General features: G+C 57.3%; 17 protein-coding genes and 1 pseudogene. 16 read left to right on the top strand and 2 right to left on the bottom strand.

Going from position 1 to position 16,232, the window contains the following annotated elements; genetic code table 11:
• The first annotated feature begins 199 nt into the window (after positions 1-199).
• The 10 genes from PspS34_RS04040 (at position 200) to hisC (ending at position 8,162) form a co-directional block, all read left to right on the top strand.
• Positions 200-1,009, top strand: a complete 810-nt coding sequence (locus tag PspS34_RS04040; RefSeq protein WP_154861587.1) for an ATP-binding cassette domain-containing protein — start codon at positions 200-202, stop codon at positions 1,007-1,009.
• Positions 1,009-1,806, top strand: a complete 798-nt coding sequence (gene mlaE, locus PspS34_RS04045) for a lipid asymmetry maintenance ABC transporter permease subunit MlaE (protein ID WP_057716415.1) — start codon at positions 1,009-1,011, stop codon at positions 1,804-1,806. The genes PspS34_RS04040 and mlaE overlap by 1 nt, the downstream gene beginning before the upstream one ends.
• The gene (mlaD, locus tag PspS34_RS04050) at positions 1,806-2,273 is read left to right on the top strand and encodes an outer membrane lipid asymmetry maintenance protein MlaD (RefSeq protein WP_007970271.1); all 468 of its coding nucleotides are present in this window, start codon (positions 1,806-1,808) and stop codon (positions 2,271-2,273) included. Before mlaE ends, mlaD begins: the two co-directional genes overlap by 1 nt.
• Before the next feature lie 11 nt (positions 2,274-2,284).
• Entirely contained in the window at positions 2,285-2,938 is a 654-nt protein-coding gene (locus PspS34_RS04055; protein ID WP_150812804.1) for an ABC transporter substrate-binding protein, read from the top strand.
• Positions 2,935-3,240, top strand: a complete 306-nt coding sequence (locus tag PspS34_RS04060; RefSeq protein ID WP_057716413.1) for an STAS domain-containing protein — start codon at positions 2,935-2,937, stop codon at positions 3,238-3,240. The genes PspS34_RS04055 and PspS34_RS04060 overlap by 4 nt, the downstream gene beginning before the upstream one ends.
• 114 nt (positions 3,241-3,354) lie before the next feature.
• Positions 3,355-3,594: a BolA family protein gene (locus tag PspS34_RS04065; RefSeq protein WP_020796650.1), complete on the top strand. Its 240-nt coding sequence runs from the start codon at positions 3,355-3,357 to the stop codon at positions 3,592-3,594.
• A 22-nt stretch (positions 3,595-3,616) separates the two neighbouring features.
• On the top strand, positions 3,617-4,882 hold the full coding sequence (gene murA / locus PspS34_RS04070) for a UDP-N-acetylglucosamine 1-carboxyvinyltransferase (RefSeq protein ID WP_056728381.1): 1,266 nt from the start codon (positions 3,617-3,619) through the stop codon (positions 4,880-4,882).
• Positions 4,883-5,007: 125 nt separating this feature from the next.
• Positions 5,008-5,643, top strand: coding sequence for an ATP phosphoribosyltransferase (gene hisG / locus PspS34_RS04075; protein ID WP_008018703.1), 636 nt, complete (start codon positions 5,008-5,010; stop codon positions 5,641-5,643).
• Positions 5,644-5,769: 126 nt separating this feature from the next.
• Positions 5,770-7,107, top strand: a complete 1,338-nt coding sequence (gene hisD / locus PspS34_RS04080) for a histidinol dehydrogenase (protein ID WP_057716412.1) — start codon at positions 5,770-5,772, stop codon at positions 7,105-7,107.
• 2 nt (positions 7,108-7,109) lie between these two features.
• The gene (gene hisC, locus PspS34_RS04085) at positions 7,110-8,162 is read left to right on the top strand and encodes a histidinol-phosphate transaminase (protein ID WP_154861588.1); all 1,053 of its coding nucleotides are present in this window, start codon (positions 7,110-7,112) and stop codon (positions 8,160-8,162) included.
• Positions 8,163-8,299: 137 nt separating this feature from the next.
• Here the strand turns inward: hisC and algW are convergent, their stop codons facing one another.
• The gene (gene algW / locus PspS34_RS04090) at positions 8,300-9,460 is read right to left on the bottom strand and encodes a Do family serine endopeptidase AlgW (RefSeq protein WP_150812803.1); all 1,161 of its coding nucleotides are present in this window, start codon (positions 9,458-9,460) and stop codon (positions 8,300-8,302) included.
• Positions 9,461-9,563: 103 nt separating this feature from the next.
• Between algW and PspS34_RS04095 the strand changes: the two genes are divergently transcribed.
• The 3 genes from PspS34_RS04095 to cysN all read left to right on the top strand — a co-directional run bounded on the left by PspS34_RS04095 (position 9,564) and on the right by cysN (position 13,407).
• The gene (locus PspS34_RS04095) at positions 9,564-10,322 is read left to right on the top strand and encodes a Nif3-like dinuclear metal center hexameric protein (protein WP_154861589.1); all 759 of its coding nucleotides are present in this window, start codon (positions 9,564-9,566) and stop codon (positions 10,320-10,322) included.
• Positions 10,323-10,581: 259 nt separating this feature from the next.
• A complete protein-coding gene (cysD, locus tag PspS34_RS04100) occupies positions 10,582-11,499 on the top strand; it encodes a sulfate adenylyltransferase subunit CysD (RefSeq protein ID WP_008046199.1) in 918 nt (305 codons plus the stop codon).
• A 9-nt stretch (positions 11,500-11,508) separates the two neighbouring features.
• Positions 11,509-13,407, top strand: a complete 1,899-nt coding sequence (gene cysN, locus PspS34_RS04105; protein WP_154861590.1) for a sulfate adenylyltransferase subunit CysN — start codon at positions 11,509-11,511, stop codon at positions 13,405-13,407.
• Positions 13,408-13,590: 183 nt separating this feature from the next.
• Here cysN and PspS34_RS04110 read toward each other — a convergent pair.
• Positions 13,591-13,791, bottom strand: a pseudogene (locus PspS34_RS04110) (acyltransferase); the annotation flags it as partial.
• A 220-nt stretch (positions 13,792-14,011) separates the two neighbouring features.
• Between PspS34_RS04110 and PspS34_RS04115 the strand changes: the two are divergent.
• The 3 genes from PspS34_RS04115 to PspS34_RS04125 are packed head-to-tail and all read left to right on the top strand — an operon-like array spanning position 14,012 to position 15,929.
• Positions 14,012-14,560: a hypothetical protein gene (locus PspS34_RS04115; RefSeq protein WP_154861591.1), complete on the top strand. Its 549-nt coding sequence runs from the start codon at positions 14,012-14,014 to the stop codon at positions 14,558-14,560.
• Positions 14,547-15,131 carry a 2OG-Fe(II) oxygenase gene (locus PspS34_RS04120; RefSeq protein WP_154861593.1) on the top strand — a complete coding sequence of 195 codons (585 nt, stop codon included), beginning with the start codon at positions 14,547-14,549 and terminating at the stop codon, positions 15,129-15,131. Before PspS34_RS04115 ends, PspS34_RS04120 begins: the two co-directional genes overlap by 14 nt.
• Positions 15,132-15,134: 3 nt before the next feature.
• The gene (locus PspS34_RS04125; RefSeq protein ID WP_154861594.1) at positions 15,135-15,929 is read left to right on the top strand and encodes a hypothetical protein; all 795 of its coding nucleotides are present in this window, start codon (positions 15,135-15,137) and stop codon (positions 15,927-15,929) included.
• The last annotated feature ends 303 nt before the right edge of the window (positions 15,930-16,232 follow it).

Raw genomic sequence — 16,232 nt, forward strand, 5'->3', positions numbered from 1 at the left:
GCATTGCCATCCTTGTTGCCGGAAACCTTCTAAACGGGGCCTTCAACCTGTCATGCAGTTGAACATGACCTGGCTTTGGCCTTGGGCGCGCAGCCGTTGCAGTGATATAGTTCGCCGCCAGTTCGGCCTGCCCGGGAGGTATGTGCTTTTGTCAGAAAGCCAGGCGTCCGAGTGAGAGGCTGCATCGCAAGGAGTTTAGATGAGTGCCGATAACGCCTACGCGGTCGAGCTGAAGGGACTGTCCTTCAAGCGCGGTGCGCGCAGCATTTTCAATAATGTCGATATCCGTATCCCGCGCGGCAAGGTCACCGGCATCATGGGGCCTTCCGGGTGTGGCAAGACCACGCTCTTGCGTCTGATGGGCGCCCAGTTGCGGCCCACCAAGGGCGAAGTCTGGGTCAACGGTCAGAACCTGCCAAAACTGTCGCGCAGCGACCTGTTCGACGCGCGCAAGCATATGGGCGTGCTGTTTCAGAGCGGCGCACTGTTTACCGACCTCGATGTCTTCGAGAACGTCGCTTTTCCGTTGCGTGTTCATACTCAACTGCCGGATGAAATGATCCGCGACATTGTCCTGCTCAAATTGCAGGCCGTGGGCTTGCGCGGTGCCATCGAGCTGATGCCCGATGAGCTTTCCGGCGGCATGAAGCGCCGTGTTGCGCTGGCCCGGGCGATTGCGCTCGACCCGCAGATCCTCATGTACGACGAGCCCTTTGTCGGCCAGGACCCCATCGCAATGGGCGTTCTGGTGCGCCTCATCCGGTTGCTCAACGATGCGCTGGGCATCACCAGCATCGTGGTATCCCACGACCTGGCCGAGACCGCGAGCATTGCCGATTACATTTATGTGGTGGGCGATGGTCAGGTGTTGGGGCAGGGGACGCCGGACGAGTTGATGAGTTCGGATGAACCGCGCATTCGTCAGTTCATGACCGGCGAACCCGATGGCCCGGTTCCGTACCACTTTCCAGCGACGGATTACCGCGCAGATCTTCTGGGGAAGCGCTGATGCGCAGAATTTCATTGATGGAGCGCGTTCGCCGCTTCGGCCAGGCCGGCATCGATGTGCTGGCGGTGTTCGGGCGTTCGAGCCTGTTCCTGTTCCATGCCTTGCTCGGCCGGGGCGGTATCGGTGGCGGCTTCGGGCTGCTGGTCAAGCAGTTGCATTCGGTGGGCGTGATGTCCCTGGTGATCATCGTGGTCTCCGGGGTGTTCATCGGCATGGTGCTGGCGCTGCAGGGCTTCAACATTCTTTCCAGCTATGGTTCAGAGCAGGCTGTCGGGCAGATGGTGGCGCTGACGCTGCTGCGTGAACTGGGGCCGGTGGTGACCGCCTTGCTGTTCGCCGGGCGCGCAGGTTCGGCGTTGACCGCCGAAATCGGCAACATGAAGTCCACCGAGCAGTTGTCCAGCCTGGAAATGATTGGGGTCGACCCGCTCAAGTACATCATCGCGCCACGCCTGTGGGCCGGTTTCATCTCCCTGCCGGTGCTGGCGATGATTTTCAGCGTGGTGGGTATCTGGGGCGGCTCGTGGGTAGCGGTCGACTGGCTGGGGGTCTATGAGGGCTCCTACTGGTCGAACATGCAGAACAGCGTGACGTTCGCCGACGATGTGCTCAACGGGATCATCAAAAGTATCGTCTTTGCCTTTGTCGTGACCTGGATCGCCGTATTCCAAGGCTATGACTGCGAACCCACTTCCGAGGGGATCAGTCGTGCCACTACCAAGACCGTTGTATATGCCTCGTTGGCAGTACTCGGCCTGGACTTTATTCTGACCGCCTTGATGTTTGGAGATTTCTGATGCAAAACCGCACCCTGGAAATCGGTGTCGGCCTTTTCTTGCTGGCTGGCATCCTGGCTTTGCTCTTGTTGGCGTTGCGGGTCAGTGGCCTGTCCCCGACTCCGAGCACCGACACGTATAAACTTTACGCCTACTTCGACAATATCGCCGGTTTGACGGTCAGAGCAAAGGTGACCATGGCCGGTGTGACCATCGGCAAGGTCACGGCCATCGATCTGGATCGCGACAGTTTCACCGGTCGGGTGACCATGCAGCTGGAAAAACGCATCGATAATCTGCCGGCGGACTCCACTGCATCTATCCTGACTGCTGGCCTGTTGGGCGAGAAGTACATCGGTATCAGCGTGGGCGGGGAAGACACCCTGCTCAAGGATGGTGGAACCATCCATGACACGCAGTCATCGCTGGTGCTCGAAGACCTGATCGGTAAATTCCTGCTCAATACCGTTAGCAAAGAAGCTAAATGAGGAACTGTTAAATGATCTCTATCTTGCGACGTGGCCTGTTGGTAATGCTCGCGGTGTTTCCGTTGGTGTCCCACGCCGTAGCGGCGACTTCGGCGCACGATCTGGTGCAGGACACAACCAACCGTATGCTCGCGGACCTGGCGGCAAACAAAGAGAAGTACAAGCAGGATCCGCAAGACTTTTATGCGGCGCTGAACACCATCGTCGGGCCGGTCGTGGATGCCGAGGGTATTTCCAAGAGCATCATGACGGTCAAGTACTCGCGTAAAGCTACGCCTGCACAGATGAAGACCTTCGAAGAAAACTTCAAGAAGGGTCTGTTCCAGTTCTATGGCAATGCCTTGCTGGAGTACAACAACCAGGGCATCACCGTTGAACCGGCCAAAGACGAGTCGGGCGACCGTACCAGTGTAGGCATGACTGTCAAAGGCAGCAGCGGCTCGATCTATCCAGTGTCCTACACGCTGGAAAAGATCAACGGCGAGTGGAAACTGCGCAACGTCATCATCAATGGCATCAATATCGGCAAGCTGTTCCGCGATCAGTTCGCCGATGCGATGCAGCGCAATGGCAACGACCTGGACAAGACCATCAATAGTTGGGCCGGGGAAGTCGCCAAGGCCAAGGAAGCCACCGACAAGAAACCAGAGCAGTCAGCCCAATGAGTGAGTCGGCAGTCCAGATGGACGAAGCGGGCGAGCTGCGACTCAGTGGCGTGCTGGATTACCGCACCGGCCCTGGCCTGCGCGAGCAGGGCAAGGCGCTGATCAAGGCCAGCAACGCTGCAGCGCTGGTGGTCGATTGCTCAGCGGTAACCAAGTCCAGCAGTGTCGGTTTGTCGTTGCTGCTGTGCTTTATCCGTGATGCGCAGGAGGCCGGCAAGGCCCTGAGCATCCGAGGGATGCCGGAAGACATGCGTGAAATCGCTCAGGTCAGCGAGCTGACCGAGCTGTTGGCGCGTCCCTAACCCGCATCTATGAAGAAGCCCCCCGTCTGAGTCCTGCTTGGCGGGGTTCGCAGGCGCGGGGCTTTTTTGTATGATGTCCGACCCGCGCGCACAGGGCGCCGATTGAGGTTGAGCATGCAGGCCAACGAAGTTAAGAGCTTTCTTGAAGGAAAGCTGCCCGGAACGAAAGTAGAAGTCGAGGGCGAAGGCTGCAATTTCCAGCTGAACGTGATTAGCGATGAACTGGCGGCGTTGAGCCCGGTCAAGCGTCAGCAGCAGGTCTATGCCCATTTGAACCCATGGATCACCGATGGCAGCATCCATGCGGTCACTATGAAATTTTTCAGCAGCGCGGCCTGGGCCGAGCGCACCTGAGCCCAAGGGCGTCGAGATTCTTATGGATAAATTGATTATTACTGGCGGTGCTCGTCTTGACGGCGAGATCCGCATCTCCGGGGCAAAGAACTCTGCCCTGCCGATCCTGGCGGCTACCCTGCTGTGCGATGGCCCGGTGACTGTGGCCAACCTGCCGCACCTGCACGACATCACCACCATGATCGAGCTGTTCGGGCGCATGGGTATCGAACCTGTGATCGACGAGAAACTGGCCGTCGAAATCGACCCGCGCACCATCAAGACCCTGGTCGCACCTTACGAACTGGTTAAAACCATGCGTGCGTCGATTCTGGTGCTCGGTCCGATGGTTGCTCGTTTCGGTGAAGCCGAAGTCGCCTTGCCTGGCGGTTGCGCCATCGGTTCGCGTCCGGTTGACCTGCACATCCGTGGCCTGGAAGCCATGGGCGCCGTCATCGACGTCGAAGGCGGCTACATCAAGGCCAAGGCGCCTGAAGGCGGCCTGCGCGGTGCGCACTTCTTCTTCGATACCGTCAGTGTGACCGGTACCGAAAACATCATGATGGCCGCGGCCTTGGCCAAGGGCCGTAGCGTCCTGCAAAACGCCGCTCGCGAGCCTGAAGTGGTCGACCTGGCGAACTTCCTGAACGCCATGGGCGCCAAGGTTTCCGGCGCCGGTACCGATACCATCACCATCGATGGCGTCGAGCGTCTGCACACCACCACTTATAAAGTAATGCCTGACCGCATCGAAACCGGCACCTATCTGGTGGCGGCGGCGGTGACCGGTGGTCGTGTGAAGGTCAAGGATACGGATCCGACCATCCTCGAAGCCGTTCTGGAAAAACTCCGTGAGTCCGGTGCCGAAATCACCTGTGGCGAAGACTGGATCGAGCTGAACATGCACGGTAAGCGTCCGAAAGCCGTCAACGTGCGGACCGCTCCGTACCCGGCGTTCCCGACCGACATGCAGGCGCAGTTCATCTCCCTCAACGCCATTGCCGAAGGCACCGGCGCTGTGATCGAGACGATCTTCGAAAACCGCTTCATGCACGTCTACGAGCTGCACCGCATGGGCGCCAAGATCCAGGTCGAAGGCAACACCGCCATCGTCACCGGCACCGAAAAGCTCAAGGGCGCGCCAGTAATGGCGACCGACCTGCGTGCTTCGGCCAGCCTGGTGATCTCGGCCCTGATCGCCGAAGGCGACACGCTGATCGACCGCATCTACCACATAGACCGTGGCTACGAGTGCATCGAAGAAAAACTGCAGATGCTGGGCGCCAAGATCCGTCGCGTTCCGGGCTAGTCCCTGCTGTATGGGCATAAGGACATGCCCGTTGATTTGTTGAAGTCGAGCCGTTTTCGGCTCGATGTGTGTCCGGCGCCATTTGCGACCGGGCATGAGTACCTTGATAAGGACTGACGTTTCCCATGTTGACCATCGCACTGTCCAAGGGCCGCATCCTTGACGACACCCTGCCGCTTCTGGCTGAAGCGGGCATCGTGCCGACCGAGAATCCGGACAAGAGCCGCAAGCTGATCATTCCCACGACCCAGGAAGATGTACGCCTGCTGATCGTGCGTGCCACCGATGTGCCGACTTACGTCGAGCATGGTGCCGCCGACCTCGGTGTCGCCGGTAAAGATGTGCTGATGGAGTACGGCGGCCAGGGCCTGTACGAGCCGCTGGACCTGCAAATTGCCCAGTGCAAGCTGATGACCGCCGGCAAGGTCGGCGCGGTCGAGCCCAAGGGCCGCCTGCGTATCGCCACCAAGTTCGTCAACGTTGCCAAGCGCTACTACGCCGAGCAGGGCCGTCAGGTCGACATCATCAAGCTCTACGGTTCGATGGAGCTGGCGCCGCTGATCGGCCTGGCGGACAAGATCATCGACGTGGTCGACACGGGTAACACGCTGCGGGCCAACGGTCTGGAGCCACAGGATTTCATTGCTGCCATCAGCTCCCGGCTGATCGTCAACAAAGCTTCGATGAAGATGCAGCACGCCCGTATCCAGGCGTTGATCGACACCCTGCGCAAGGCAGTGGAGTCTCGACACCGCGGCTGATTCACCTGCGCGACGTTAAGTCGCGCCCGTCTATCCGCCTCATAGCCAGAATTCTCAGGTGCCCAAGCGGAAACGACTGCTAAGTTAGGGCGCCTGAGTTTTTGCCATTCCTATGAGGCTCTCGCTATGACCGCACCGACTGCAATTCGCCGACTCAACGCTGCTGACCCGGATTTCGCGCATCATCTGGATCATCTGCTGAGCTGGGAAAGTGTGTCTGACGACTCGGTCAATCAGCGGGTGCTGGACATCATCAAGGCTGTGCGTGAACGTGGTGACGCGGCACTGGTGGACTTTACCCGCCAGTTCGACGGCCTGGACGTGAAGTCCATGGCCGACCTGATCCTGCCGCGTGAGCGTCTGGAATTGGCACTGACGCGCATTACCGTGGCTCAGCGCGAAGCGCTGGAAGTCGCCGCCGCCCGTGTGCGCAGCTACCACGAAAAACAGAAGCAGGACTCCTGGAGCTACACCGAGGCCGACGGCACCGTGCTGGGCCAGAAAGTCACGCCGCTGGACCGTGCCGGCCTGTACGTACCCGGTGGTAAGGCGTCGTACCCGTCGTCGGTGTTGATGAACGCGATTCCGGCCAAGGTCGCCGGAGTCACCGAAGTGGTCATGGTCGTACCGACCCCGCGCGGTGAAATCAATGAACTGGTGCTGGCCGCTGCCTGCATCGCCGGCGTCGACCGTGTGTTCACCATCGGTGGTGCTCAAGCCGTTGCCGCATTGGCTTACGGCACCGAAAGCGTGCCGAAGGTCGATAAAGTGGTCGGCCCGGGCAACATCTATGTCGCCACCGCCAAGCGCCACGTGTTCGGCCAGGTCGGAATCGACATGATCGCCGGTCCCTCCGAGATCCTCGTGGTGTGCGACGGCCAGACCGATCCGGACTGGATCGCCATGGACCTGTTCTCCCAGGCCGAGCACGACGAAGACGCCCAGGCGATTCTGGTCAGCCCCGACGCCGAATTCCTCGACAAGGTCGCCGCCAGCATCGCCAAGCTGATGCCGACCATGGAGCGCGCCGCGATCATCGAAACCTCGATCAATGGCCGTGGTGCACTGATCAAGGTGCGCGACATGGAGCAAGCCATCGAAGTGGCCAACCGCATCGCGCCGGAGCACCTCGAATTGTCCGTTGCCGATCCACAAGCCTGGCTGCCGCAGATCCGCCACGCCGGCGCGATCTTCATGGGGCGCCACACCTCTGAAGCCTTGGGCGACTACTGCGCAGGTCCCAACCACGTGTTGCCGACCTCCGGCACTGCGCGTTTCTCCTCGCCGCTGGGTGTGTACGACTTCCAGAAACGCTCGTCGATCATCTTCTGTTCCGAGCAGGGCGCTTCCGAGTTGGGCAAAACCGCTTCCGTGCTGGCCCGTGGCGAATCGCTGACCGCCCACGCGCGTAGCGCCGAGTACCGCATCGTCGACGAAGACTTTCCACAAGGGCAGGGGAACTGAACATGAGTAAATTCTGGAGCCCGTTCGTCAAGAATCTGGTGCCTTACGTCCCGGGCGAGCAGCCGAAGCTGGCAAAACTGGTGAAGCTCAACACCAATGAAAATCCGTACGGTCCATCGCCCAAAGCCTTGGCCGCGATGCAAACCGAACTGAACGACAACCTGCGTCTGTACCCGGACCCGAACAGCGATCTGCTGAAGAACGCGGTCGCCAGGTACTACGGTGTGCAAAGCAATCAAGTGTTCCTCGGCAACGGTTCCGATGAAGTGCTGGCGCACATCTTCCACGGTTTGCTGCAGCACGATCAGCCGCTGTTGTTCCCGGACATCAGCTACAGCTTCTACCCGGTCTACTGCGGTTTGTATGGCATCAAGTTCGACGCGGTGCCGCTGGACGAGCAGTTCCAGATCAACCCGGCGGACTATGCCAGGCCGAACGGCGGGATCATCTTCCCCAACCCGAACGCGCCGACTGGCTGCCTGTTGGCGCTGGAAGCGGTGGAGCAGATTCTCAAGGCAAGTCCGGATTCGGTGGTGGTGGTCGACGAGGCCTACATCGACTTCGGTGGCGAGACGGCAATCACCCTGGTGGACCGTTATCCGAACCTGCTGGTGACCCAGACCCTGTCCAAGTCCCGTTCCCTGGCGGGTCTGCGGGTTGGATTGGCGGTCGGCCATCCGGACCTGATCGAGGCGCTGGAGCGGATCAAGAACAGCTTCAACTCCTATCCGCTGGATCGCATGGCGAATGTCGGCGCTGCCGCCGCGTTCGAGGATCGCGAGTATTTCGACAAGACCTGCCGGTTGGTGATCGAGAATCGCGAGAAGGTCGTTGCACAGCTGGAGGAGAAGGGTTTTGAAGTGCTGCCATCGGCGGCGAACTTCATTTTTGCCCGTCACCCCCGGCACGATGCGGCGGGGCTTGCGGCGAAGCTGCGCGAGCAAGGCGTGATCGTTCGGCACTTCAAGCAGGAGCGGATTGCCCAGTTCCTGCGGATCTCCATTGGCACGCCAGAGCAGAATCAGGCGCTGATCGACGGTTTAGGCGATCTCTAAACCAACCCCCGAACCTGTGGGAGCGAGCTTGCTCGCGATAGCGGATTTACAGTCAACGAGTATGTTGAATGTTATTGCCTCATCGTCGGAGCGCCGCCCGGAGCAAGCTCGCTCCCACAGGTTTTTGGGTTGTCCGCTTACTCTTCTTCTTTTTCCTTGATCGGAGCCGGCGGCGGACGCAGGCCGATTTCAGCCATCAGCTTGAGCTCCTTGCCGTTGCGCATCACCTCGATCGCGACCTTGTCGGTCGGCTTGATCCGCGCTACCTGATTCATCGAGCGACGGCCATCACCGGCCGGTTCGCCATCGATGGCAAGAATCACATCACCCAGTTGCAGACCGGCCTTCTGTGCCGGGCCATCGCGGAAAATTCCCGCCACGACAATGCCTGGGCGACCGGACAAGCCGAACGACTCGGCCAGTTCCTGGGTCAGCGGCTGCACCTCGATACCCAGCCAGCCACGAATCACCTGGCCGTGCTCGATGATCGACTTCATCACTTCCATCGCCAGCTTCACGGGGATTGCGAACCCAATGCCCTGGGAGCCCCCGGACTTGGAAAAGATCGCCGTGTTGATACCGGTCAGGTTGCCGATGGCATCCACCAGCGCACCGCCTGAGTTGCCCGGGTTGATCGCCGCATCTGTCTGGATGAAGTCTTCGTAGTTGTTCAGGCCCAATTGATTGCGCCCGGTGGCGCTGATGATGCCCATGGTTACGGTCTGGCCGACGCCGAACGGGTTGCCGATGGCCAGCGCGACATCGCCGATGCGGATGTTGTCGGAACGCCCCACGGTGATCGCCGGCAAGTTTTTCAAGTCGATTTTCAGAACCGCGAGGTCAGTCTCCGGGTCGCTGCCGATCACTCGCGCCAGGGTTTCCCGGCCGTCCTTGAGCGCCACCACGATCTGGTCGGCACCGCTGGTCACGTGGTTGTTGGTCAGGATGTAGCCTTCCGGGCTCATGATCACGCCGGAACCGAGGCTCGACTCCATGCGTTTCTGCTTGGGCGAGTTATCGCCGAAGAAGCGACGAAACTGCGGATCTTCGAACAGCGGATGGTTGGGTTTGTTGATGACTTTGGTGGTGTACAGGTTCACCACCGATGGCGCGGCGGTGGATACCGCTTCGGCATAAGACACCGGACCCTGCTGCATGCTGGTGGTTTGCGGCGCTTGTTGCAGATTGACGTCGAGGCTCGGGAGCCCGACCCACTGCGGGTAACGCTGGATTATCAAAAGAGCGACAAGCACGCCGGCCAACAGCGGCCAGCCGGAAAAACGCAGCGCCTTGAGCATTAAGCAGTTCCTGAGAGAGTTGCAGGCGGTCTGAGACCGCTCATAATGACGCGCATTATACGAGGCCGCGCGCGCCTCTGAACGGGATATTTAGGAGTCTTTTATGGCCGTCGCCCTGAGCACCCTGGTCGAAGAAGCCGACCGCTACCTCAACAGCGCAAAAACCGCCGATTATTGCCCCAACGGCCTGCAGGTCGAGGGGCGGCCACAAGTGATGCGCATTGTCAGTGGCGTCACCGCCAGCCAGGCCCTGCTCGATGCGGCCGTTGAGGCCAACGCAGACCTGGTGCTGGTGCATCATGGCTACTTCTGGAAGGGTGAAAACCCGTGCATCACCGGCATGAAGCAGCGTCGCTTGAAGACCCTGCTCAAGCACGATATCAGCCTGTTGTCCTATCACCTGCCGCTGGACCTGCACCCGGACGTCGGTAATAACGCGCAGCTCGCGCGACAGCTCGACATCACCGTCGAAGGACCGCTGGATCCGGACAACCTGAAGATTGTCGGCCTGGTCGGCTCGCTGAACGAGCCAATGATGCCCCGGGATTTCGCCCGTCGCGTCCAGGAAGTGATGGGGCGTGAGCCACTGTTGATCGAAGGCAGCGCCATGATCCGCCGCGTCGGCTGGTGCACCGGTGGTGGCCAGGGTTACATCGATCAAGCCATTCTGGCGGGTGTCGATCTGTACCTCAGCGGTGAGGCTTCCGAGCAAACCTTCCACAGCGCCAGGGAAAACGACATCAGCTTCATCGCCGCCGGTCACCATGCGACCGAGCGCTACGGCGTTCAGGCGCTGGGGGATTATCTGGCCCGTCGGTTTGCGCTGGAGCACATCTTTATCGATTGCCCGAATCCGATCTGACGAAACGCTATCCCTGTAGGAGCGAGCCTTGCTCGCGATGTACCCGAGAACACCGCGGGGTGTCAGGCTCCCAGCGTTATCGTTGACGACCATCGCGAGCAGGCTCGCTCCTACAGAGCGCCGTTCTGCCCAAACGGGCAGGCATATTCATATGCTCTTTCGATCTAGTTGGCGTCCTGATTAGAAGGGGGCGCTGTGCTAGGATCCCCGCTCGAACACGGCCCGGTGGCCGTTCATAAGAAAGTTTTCGTGAGTAGCCATGGTCGACAAACTGACGCATCTGAAACAGCTGGAGGCGGAAAGCATCCACATCATCCGCGAGGTGGCCGCCGAGTTCGATAACCCGGTGATGCTGTACTCCATCGGTAAAGACTCCGCCGTGATGCTGCATCTGGCACGCAAGGCGTTCTTCCCGGGCAAGCTGCCGTTTCCGGTGATGCACGTCGACACTCGCTGGAAATTCAAGGAGATGTACAGCTTCCGCGACAAGATGGTCGCCGAGCTGGGCCTCGACCTGATCACCCACGTCAACCCGGACGGCGTGGCGCAGGACATCAATCCGTTCACCCACGGCAGCGCCAAGCACACCGACATCATGAAGACCGAGGGCCTCAAACAGGCACTCGACAAGTATGGTTTCGACGCAGCATTCGGCGGCGCCCGTCGCGATGAAGAGAAATCCCGCGCCAAAGAGCGCGTGTACTCGTTCCGCGACAGCAAGCACCGCTGGGATCCGAAAAACCAGCGCCCCGAGCTGTGGAACGTCTACAACGGCAAGGTCAACAAGGGCGAGTCGATCCGCGTCTTCCCGCTGTCGAACTGGACCGAGCTGGACATCTGGCAGTACATCTACCTTGAAGGCATCCCGATCGTTCCGCTGTACTTCGCCGCCGAGCGTGAAGTCATCGAGAAGAACGGCACGCTGATCATGATCGACGACGAGCGCATCCTCGAACACCTGAGCGACGAAGACAAAGCGCGCATCGTCAAAAAGAAAGTGCGTTTCCGTACCCTTGGTTGCTACCCGTTGACGGGCGCGGTGGAGTCCGAGGCCGAAAGCCTCACGGACATCATTCAGGAAATGCTCCTGACGCGAACTTCCGAGCGCCAGGGCCGTGTCATCGACCACGATGGCGCAGGCTCGATGGAAGACAAAAAACGTCAGGGTTATTTCTAAGGGGTTGTCATGTCGCACGCATCTGATTTGATCAGCGAGGACATCCTCGCCTACCTGGGCCAGCACGAACGTAAAGAGCTGCTGCGCTTTCTGACCTGCGGTAACGTCGACGACGGCAAGAGCACCCTGATCGGGCGCCTGCTGCACGACTCCAAGATGATCTACGAAGATCACCTGGAAGCCATTACCCGCGATTCGAAAAAAGTCGGCACCACCGGCGAAGACATCGACCTGGCGCTGCTGGTCGACGGCCTGCAGGCCGAGCGTGAACAAGGCATCACCATCGATGTCGCGTACCGCTACTTCTCCACCGCCAAGCGCAAATTCATCATCGCCGACACCCCAGGCCACGAGCAGTACACCCGCAACATGGCCACCGGTGCCTCCACCTGTGACCTGGCGATCATCCTGGTCGACGCCCGTTACGGCGTGCAGACCCAGACCCGTCGCCACAGCTTCATCGCCTCGTTGCTGGGCATCAAGCACATAGTCGTGGCCATCAACAAGATGGACCTCAAGGACTTCGACCAGGGTGTGTTCGAGTCGATCAAGGCCGACTACCTGCAGTTCGCCGAAGGCTTGAAGATGAAGCCCACCACGATGCACTTCGTGCCGATGTCTGCGCTGAAAGGCGACAACGTGGTGAACAAGTCCGAGCGCTCGCCGTGGTACACCGGCCAGTCGCTGATGGAGATCCTCGAGACCGTGGAAGTGGCGGGTGATCGCAACTTCACCGACCTGCGTTTCCCGGTGCAGTACGTCAACCGTCCGAACCTGAACTTCCGTGGCTTCGCCGGCACCCTGGCCAGCGGCATCGTCAAGAAAGGCGACGAAGTCGTGGTCCTGCCGTCGGGCAAGAGCAGCCGCGTGAAATCCATCGTCACCTTCGAAGGTGAGCTGGAGCACGCAGGTCCTGGTCAGGCTGTAACGCTGACCATGGAAGACGAAATCGATATTTCCCGTGGCGACCTGTTGGTGCATGCCGACAACGTGCCACCAGTCACCGACAGCTTCGAAGCGATGCTGGTGTGGATGGCTGAGGAACCGATGCTGCCGGGCAAGAAGTACGACATCAAACGCGCCACCAGTTACGTGCCGGGCTCCATCGCCAGCATCGTCAACAAGGTCGACGTGAACACCCTGGAAGAAGGTCCGGCCAGCGCGTTGCAGCTGAACGAAATCGGCAAGGTCAAGATCGCGCTCGACGCGCCGATTGCCCTCGACGGTTACGACAGCAACCGCACGACCGGCGCGTTCATCATCATCGACCGTTTGACCAACGGCACCGTTGGCGCGGGCATGATCGTCGCCCAGCCATTGGCCCATGGCACCAGCACGCACCACGGCAAACTGGCCCACGTTGCCACCGAAGAACGCGCACAGCGCTTCGGCCAGCAACCGGCCACCGTGTTGTTCAGCGGCTTGTCGGGCGCAGGCAAAAGCACACTGGCGTATGCGGTTGAACGCAAGCTGTTCGACCTGGGGCGCGCGGTGTTCGTACTCGATGGCCAGAACCTGCGTCACGACCTGAACAAAGGTCTGCCACAGGATCGCGCCGGGCGTACCGAGAACTGGCGTCGTGCCGCGCACGTGGCGCGTCAGTTCAACGAGGCTGGCCTGCTGACCCTCGCTGCGTTCGTTGCCCCTAGTGCCGAAGGGCGCGAACAGGCCCGGGAACTGATCGGCAAGGAGCGTCTGCTGACGGTCTACGTCCAGGCTTCGCCAACGGTCTGCGCCGAGCGTGATCCGCAAGGCCTGTACGCGGCGGCTGGGGATAACATTCCGGGCGAATCCTTCCCGTACGACGTGCCGCTGGATGCCGACCTGGTGATCGACACCCAGTCCGTATCGCTGGAGGAAGGCGTCAAGCAAGTGCTGGGGCTGCTGCGTGAGCGTGGCGCGATCTAAGCCTTAGCCGGAAATGAAAAACCCGCCGATGAGTGATCATCGGCGGGTTTTTTTATGTCTGGTAATCAGTCAAAACAAACACTAAACCTGTGGGAGCGAGCTTGCTCGCGATAGCGGCGGATCAGTCGACATCAATGTTGAATGTCAGTCCGAAATCGCGAGCAAGCTCGCTCCCACAGGGGATTAGTGTTTGCCTGGGAATTCGTGGTGCATCTGGTCCAGCAACGCATCCTTGTCCAGCCACAACTGATTGATCCAGCCCTGAAACTGCAGGCGGTATTCGCCGTCCTGGTCATAGTTCTTGCCGATGAACTGCGGCGGAATGTTCAGCTGCTGAAAATGCACCACCGCGTCTTTCACGTATCCACATAGCAGAACCCAGAATCAGGACGCCTCTGAAAATCTAAAGTCAGAAGGAATAGCCAGAACCCTTGATCGGAAATGGACTACAAGAAAGTCGGAAATTATGAGGTTTTATTGTTTTGTAAATGAGAATAGTGTTTGCAACAGGTAGATGTGTTTTTTCGCAACTTGTATCAAGTCAAGCAACTGTAAGGGAATCGGTTGTTGCTTAAAAAATAAGCTTGCGCTCGAGGGTCAAGGTGTGCGAAATAAATTTTTTCCAGTTCCAGCTGGTTATGTTTCTAGTGTTTTTGAGATCGTTTTTTGTGTAATTGTTTTGTTGTTGTACCTTGTTTTTTCTCTTTATATTTATAGTAGATTGATAGATGTTCCTTCGGTTCCTGATAAATTAGTTATGAAAGATGCTTTTGTATATAGGGGGCTTTCGCAAGCTTCAAAGACAACATCTTTTTTGTATCTGAGGGTTGGAGCTGATGACGCTGCTTACAAATATGTCATTGAGGCTTCGAATCGTGATGTTATGTATACGGATTTTGATAAGCCACGAAAGCTGTGGGTGGCGGTAGATTCTGATCAAAGTAAAAAATTTGTTTGGGGAGTATATGATGATAATTATGGGTTGTTGATAAGTCGTCAAGACATATTGCGCTGGGCCAGTTCTGTCAATGTTGATAATTATTTTATGCTTTCTTTGATGTTTATTTCGTCATTATATTTCCTTTATATTATTTTTTTGACCGGTATTTGGAATAGGTGTACAGCGAAAAGGATTGCTCGTGAAAATAAATAAGATTGCTGATGAGATATTTGTAATTGACGATTTCTTAACTCAAGGGGAAGAGGAGTGCATAAATGTTCAACTCAAGGGCGCAGTTTGGAGATACAACTGGCCAAATTATGAGGAGCTTCCATTTGTTAGACCTTGTTGGCATGTTTTTATTGCAGGTAAAGGTCGGCCGGATCGGAAATCATGTTTAGACGAGTTAGATGGAAGTGAATCTTGGCGTTTTCTTGTCGGGTTCTGGGAAAGGTTATCAACATTACATGATTTCAAAGTCACGTTGTTAGGTGTTTATGCAAATGGGCAAACATTTGGACAGGACACAATTATACATCGGGATAACAAGACGCATCCAGGGATGACAGTGATCGTATTCTGTAATGAACACTGGCCAACGTCCTGGGGAGGTGAACTCGTATTCTACGATGACAAAAAAGAAAATATTATTAAATCTGTACTTCCAAAATCGCGGCGTGTGGTGATTTTTGACGGGCGAGTTCCACATGCGGCGAGATCGCCTTCAGTAAAGTGTGATCAGGTAAGGATGACGCTTGCGTTCAAAACTGTGATCAAGGAGTAATATATGGCCGGGAAAGCTGAAATATTTGTAGCTGTCGTCAATGATGGTGTAACTATTGGCTCGGGGGCGACTGCAGTATCAGATCAATTTTTAGTCAACGGAACTGGGATGGTGTTGTTGAATCAGTCGGTGCAAACCGGAGCTGTGATAGCGAGTGTTACCTCGGTGACGAAATTAGCAGGTCCTTATGTTCCGATTGTAAATATGCCGGCCAATATAGTTGCCGGTACGATAACTTTTCTAAAAATCGGGATCGACTTCAGAGAGGGGAGCGAAATCAAGGCGGGTGACGTTATCAGTCTGGTTGGTAATGTTGCGGGGGTGATTGCAACTATGGCTGTTTTGCTAGCTGCGCCATTTTCGGTTGTTGCTACGTTAAGTATTGTAGCTATCGGCACCGGTATATATTCGATTTATAACTCAGAAGTGCTTGGTGCTATTGCGACAAATGCCAAAAATTTCTTCAGCGATAAAGGGTTGGAGAACTACCTTGACTATGTATGTGCACCCGATATGAAAATTGTCCATAAAAACACCTTGAGGGGTGTCTACGGCAATCAGATGCTTTCCTGTAATTGGATATCTGAAACCGGAGAGCTACAGCCCTCAGCGGTACCTGTTTTCGATGAAAATATTGGCGGTGGAGGGGCGTATATACCAGTATCTCCTGTTTTGCCGGCTCCCCTTCCTGATATTATCCCAGTTGTAACTATCGGGCCACTTGACATTAATGACGGCTCTGATGACAGCGGTGATGAGTATGGTTGCTGTACAGGAGGAAGTGATGGTTATGTGTAGCGGCTCGCATATTTAGATTTTCTGCTCCTCATTTTTGACCTCCGATGCTTAATACAAATTAACGAGCTATTTGACACTCTTAAGAGCTAGGCCAGAGTCAGGCTGAATTTAAGATAGCGCCTGCGTGTGGGTAATCGTCAGTCTGACTTCGTGAAGCTGAGGTGCAATAACGGTCCGGCCGGTGTCGCTGGAAGTAGGCGTTAATCAAGTGCTGGAGTTGCTGCGCAAATGTGGCGCAATCTAAGCCTTAGCCTGAAATGAGAAACCCGCCGATGAGTAATCTTCGGCGGTTTTTTGTGCCCT

This window comes from Pseudomonas sp. S34 (assembly GCF_009866745.1).
GTDB classification, from domain to species: domain Bacteria; phylum Pseudomonadota; class Gammaproteobacteria; order Pseudomonadales; family Pseudomonadaceae; genus Aquipseudomonas; species Aquipseudomonas jessenii.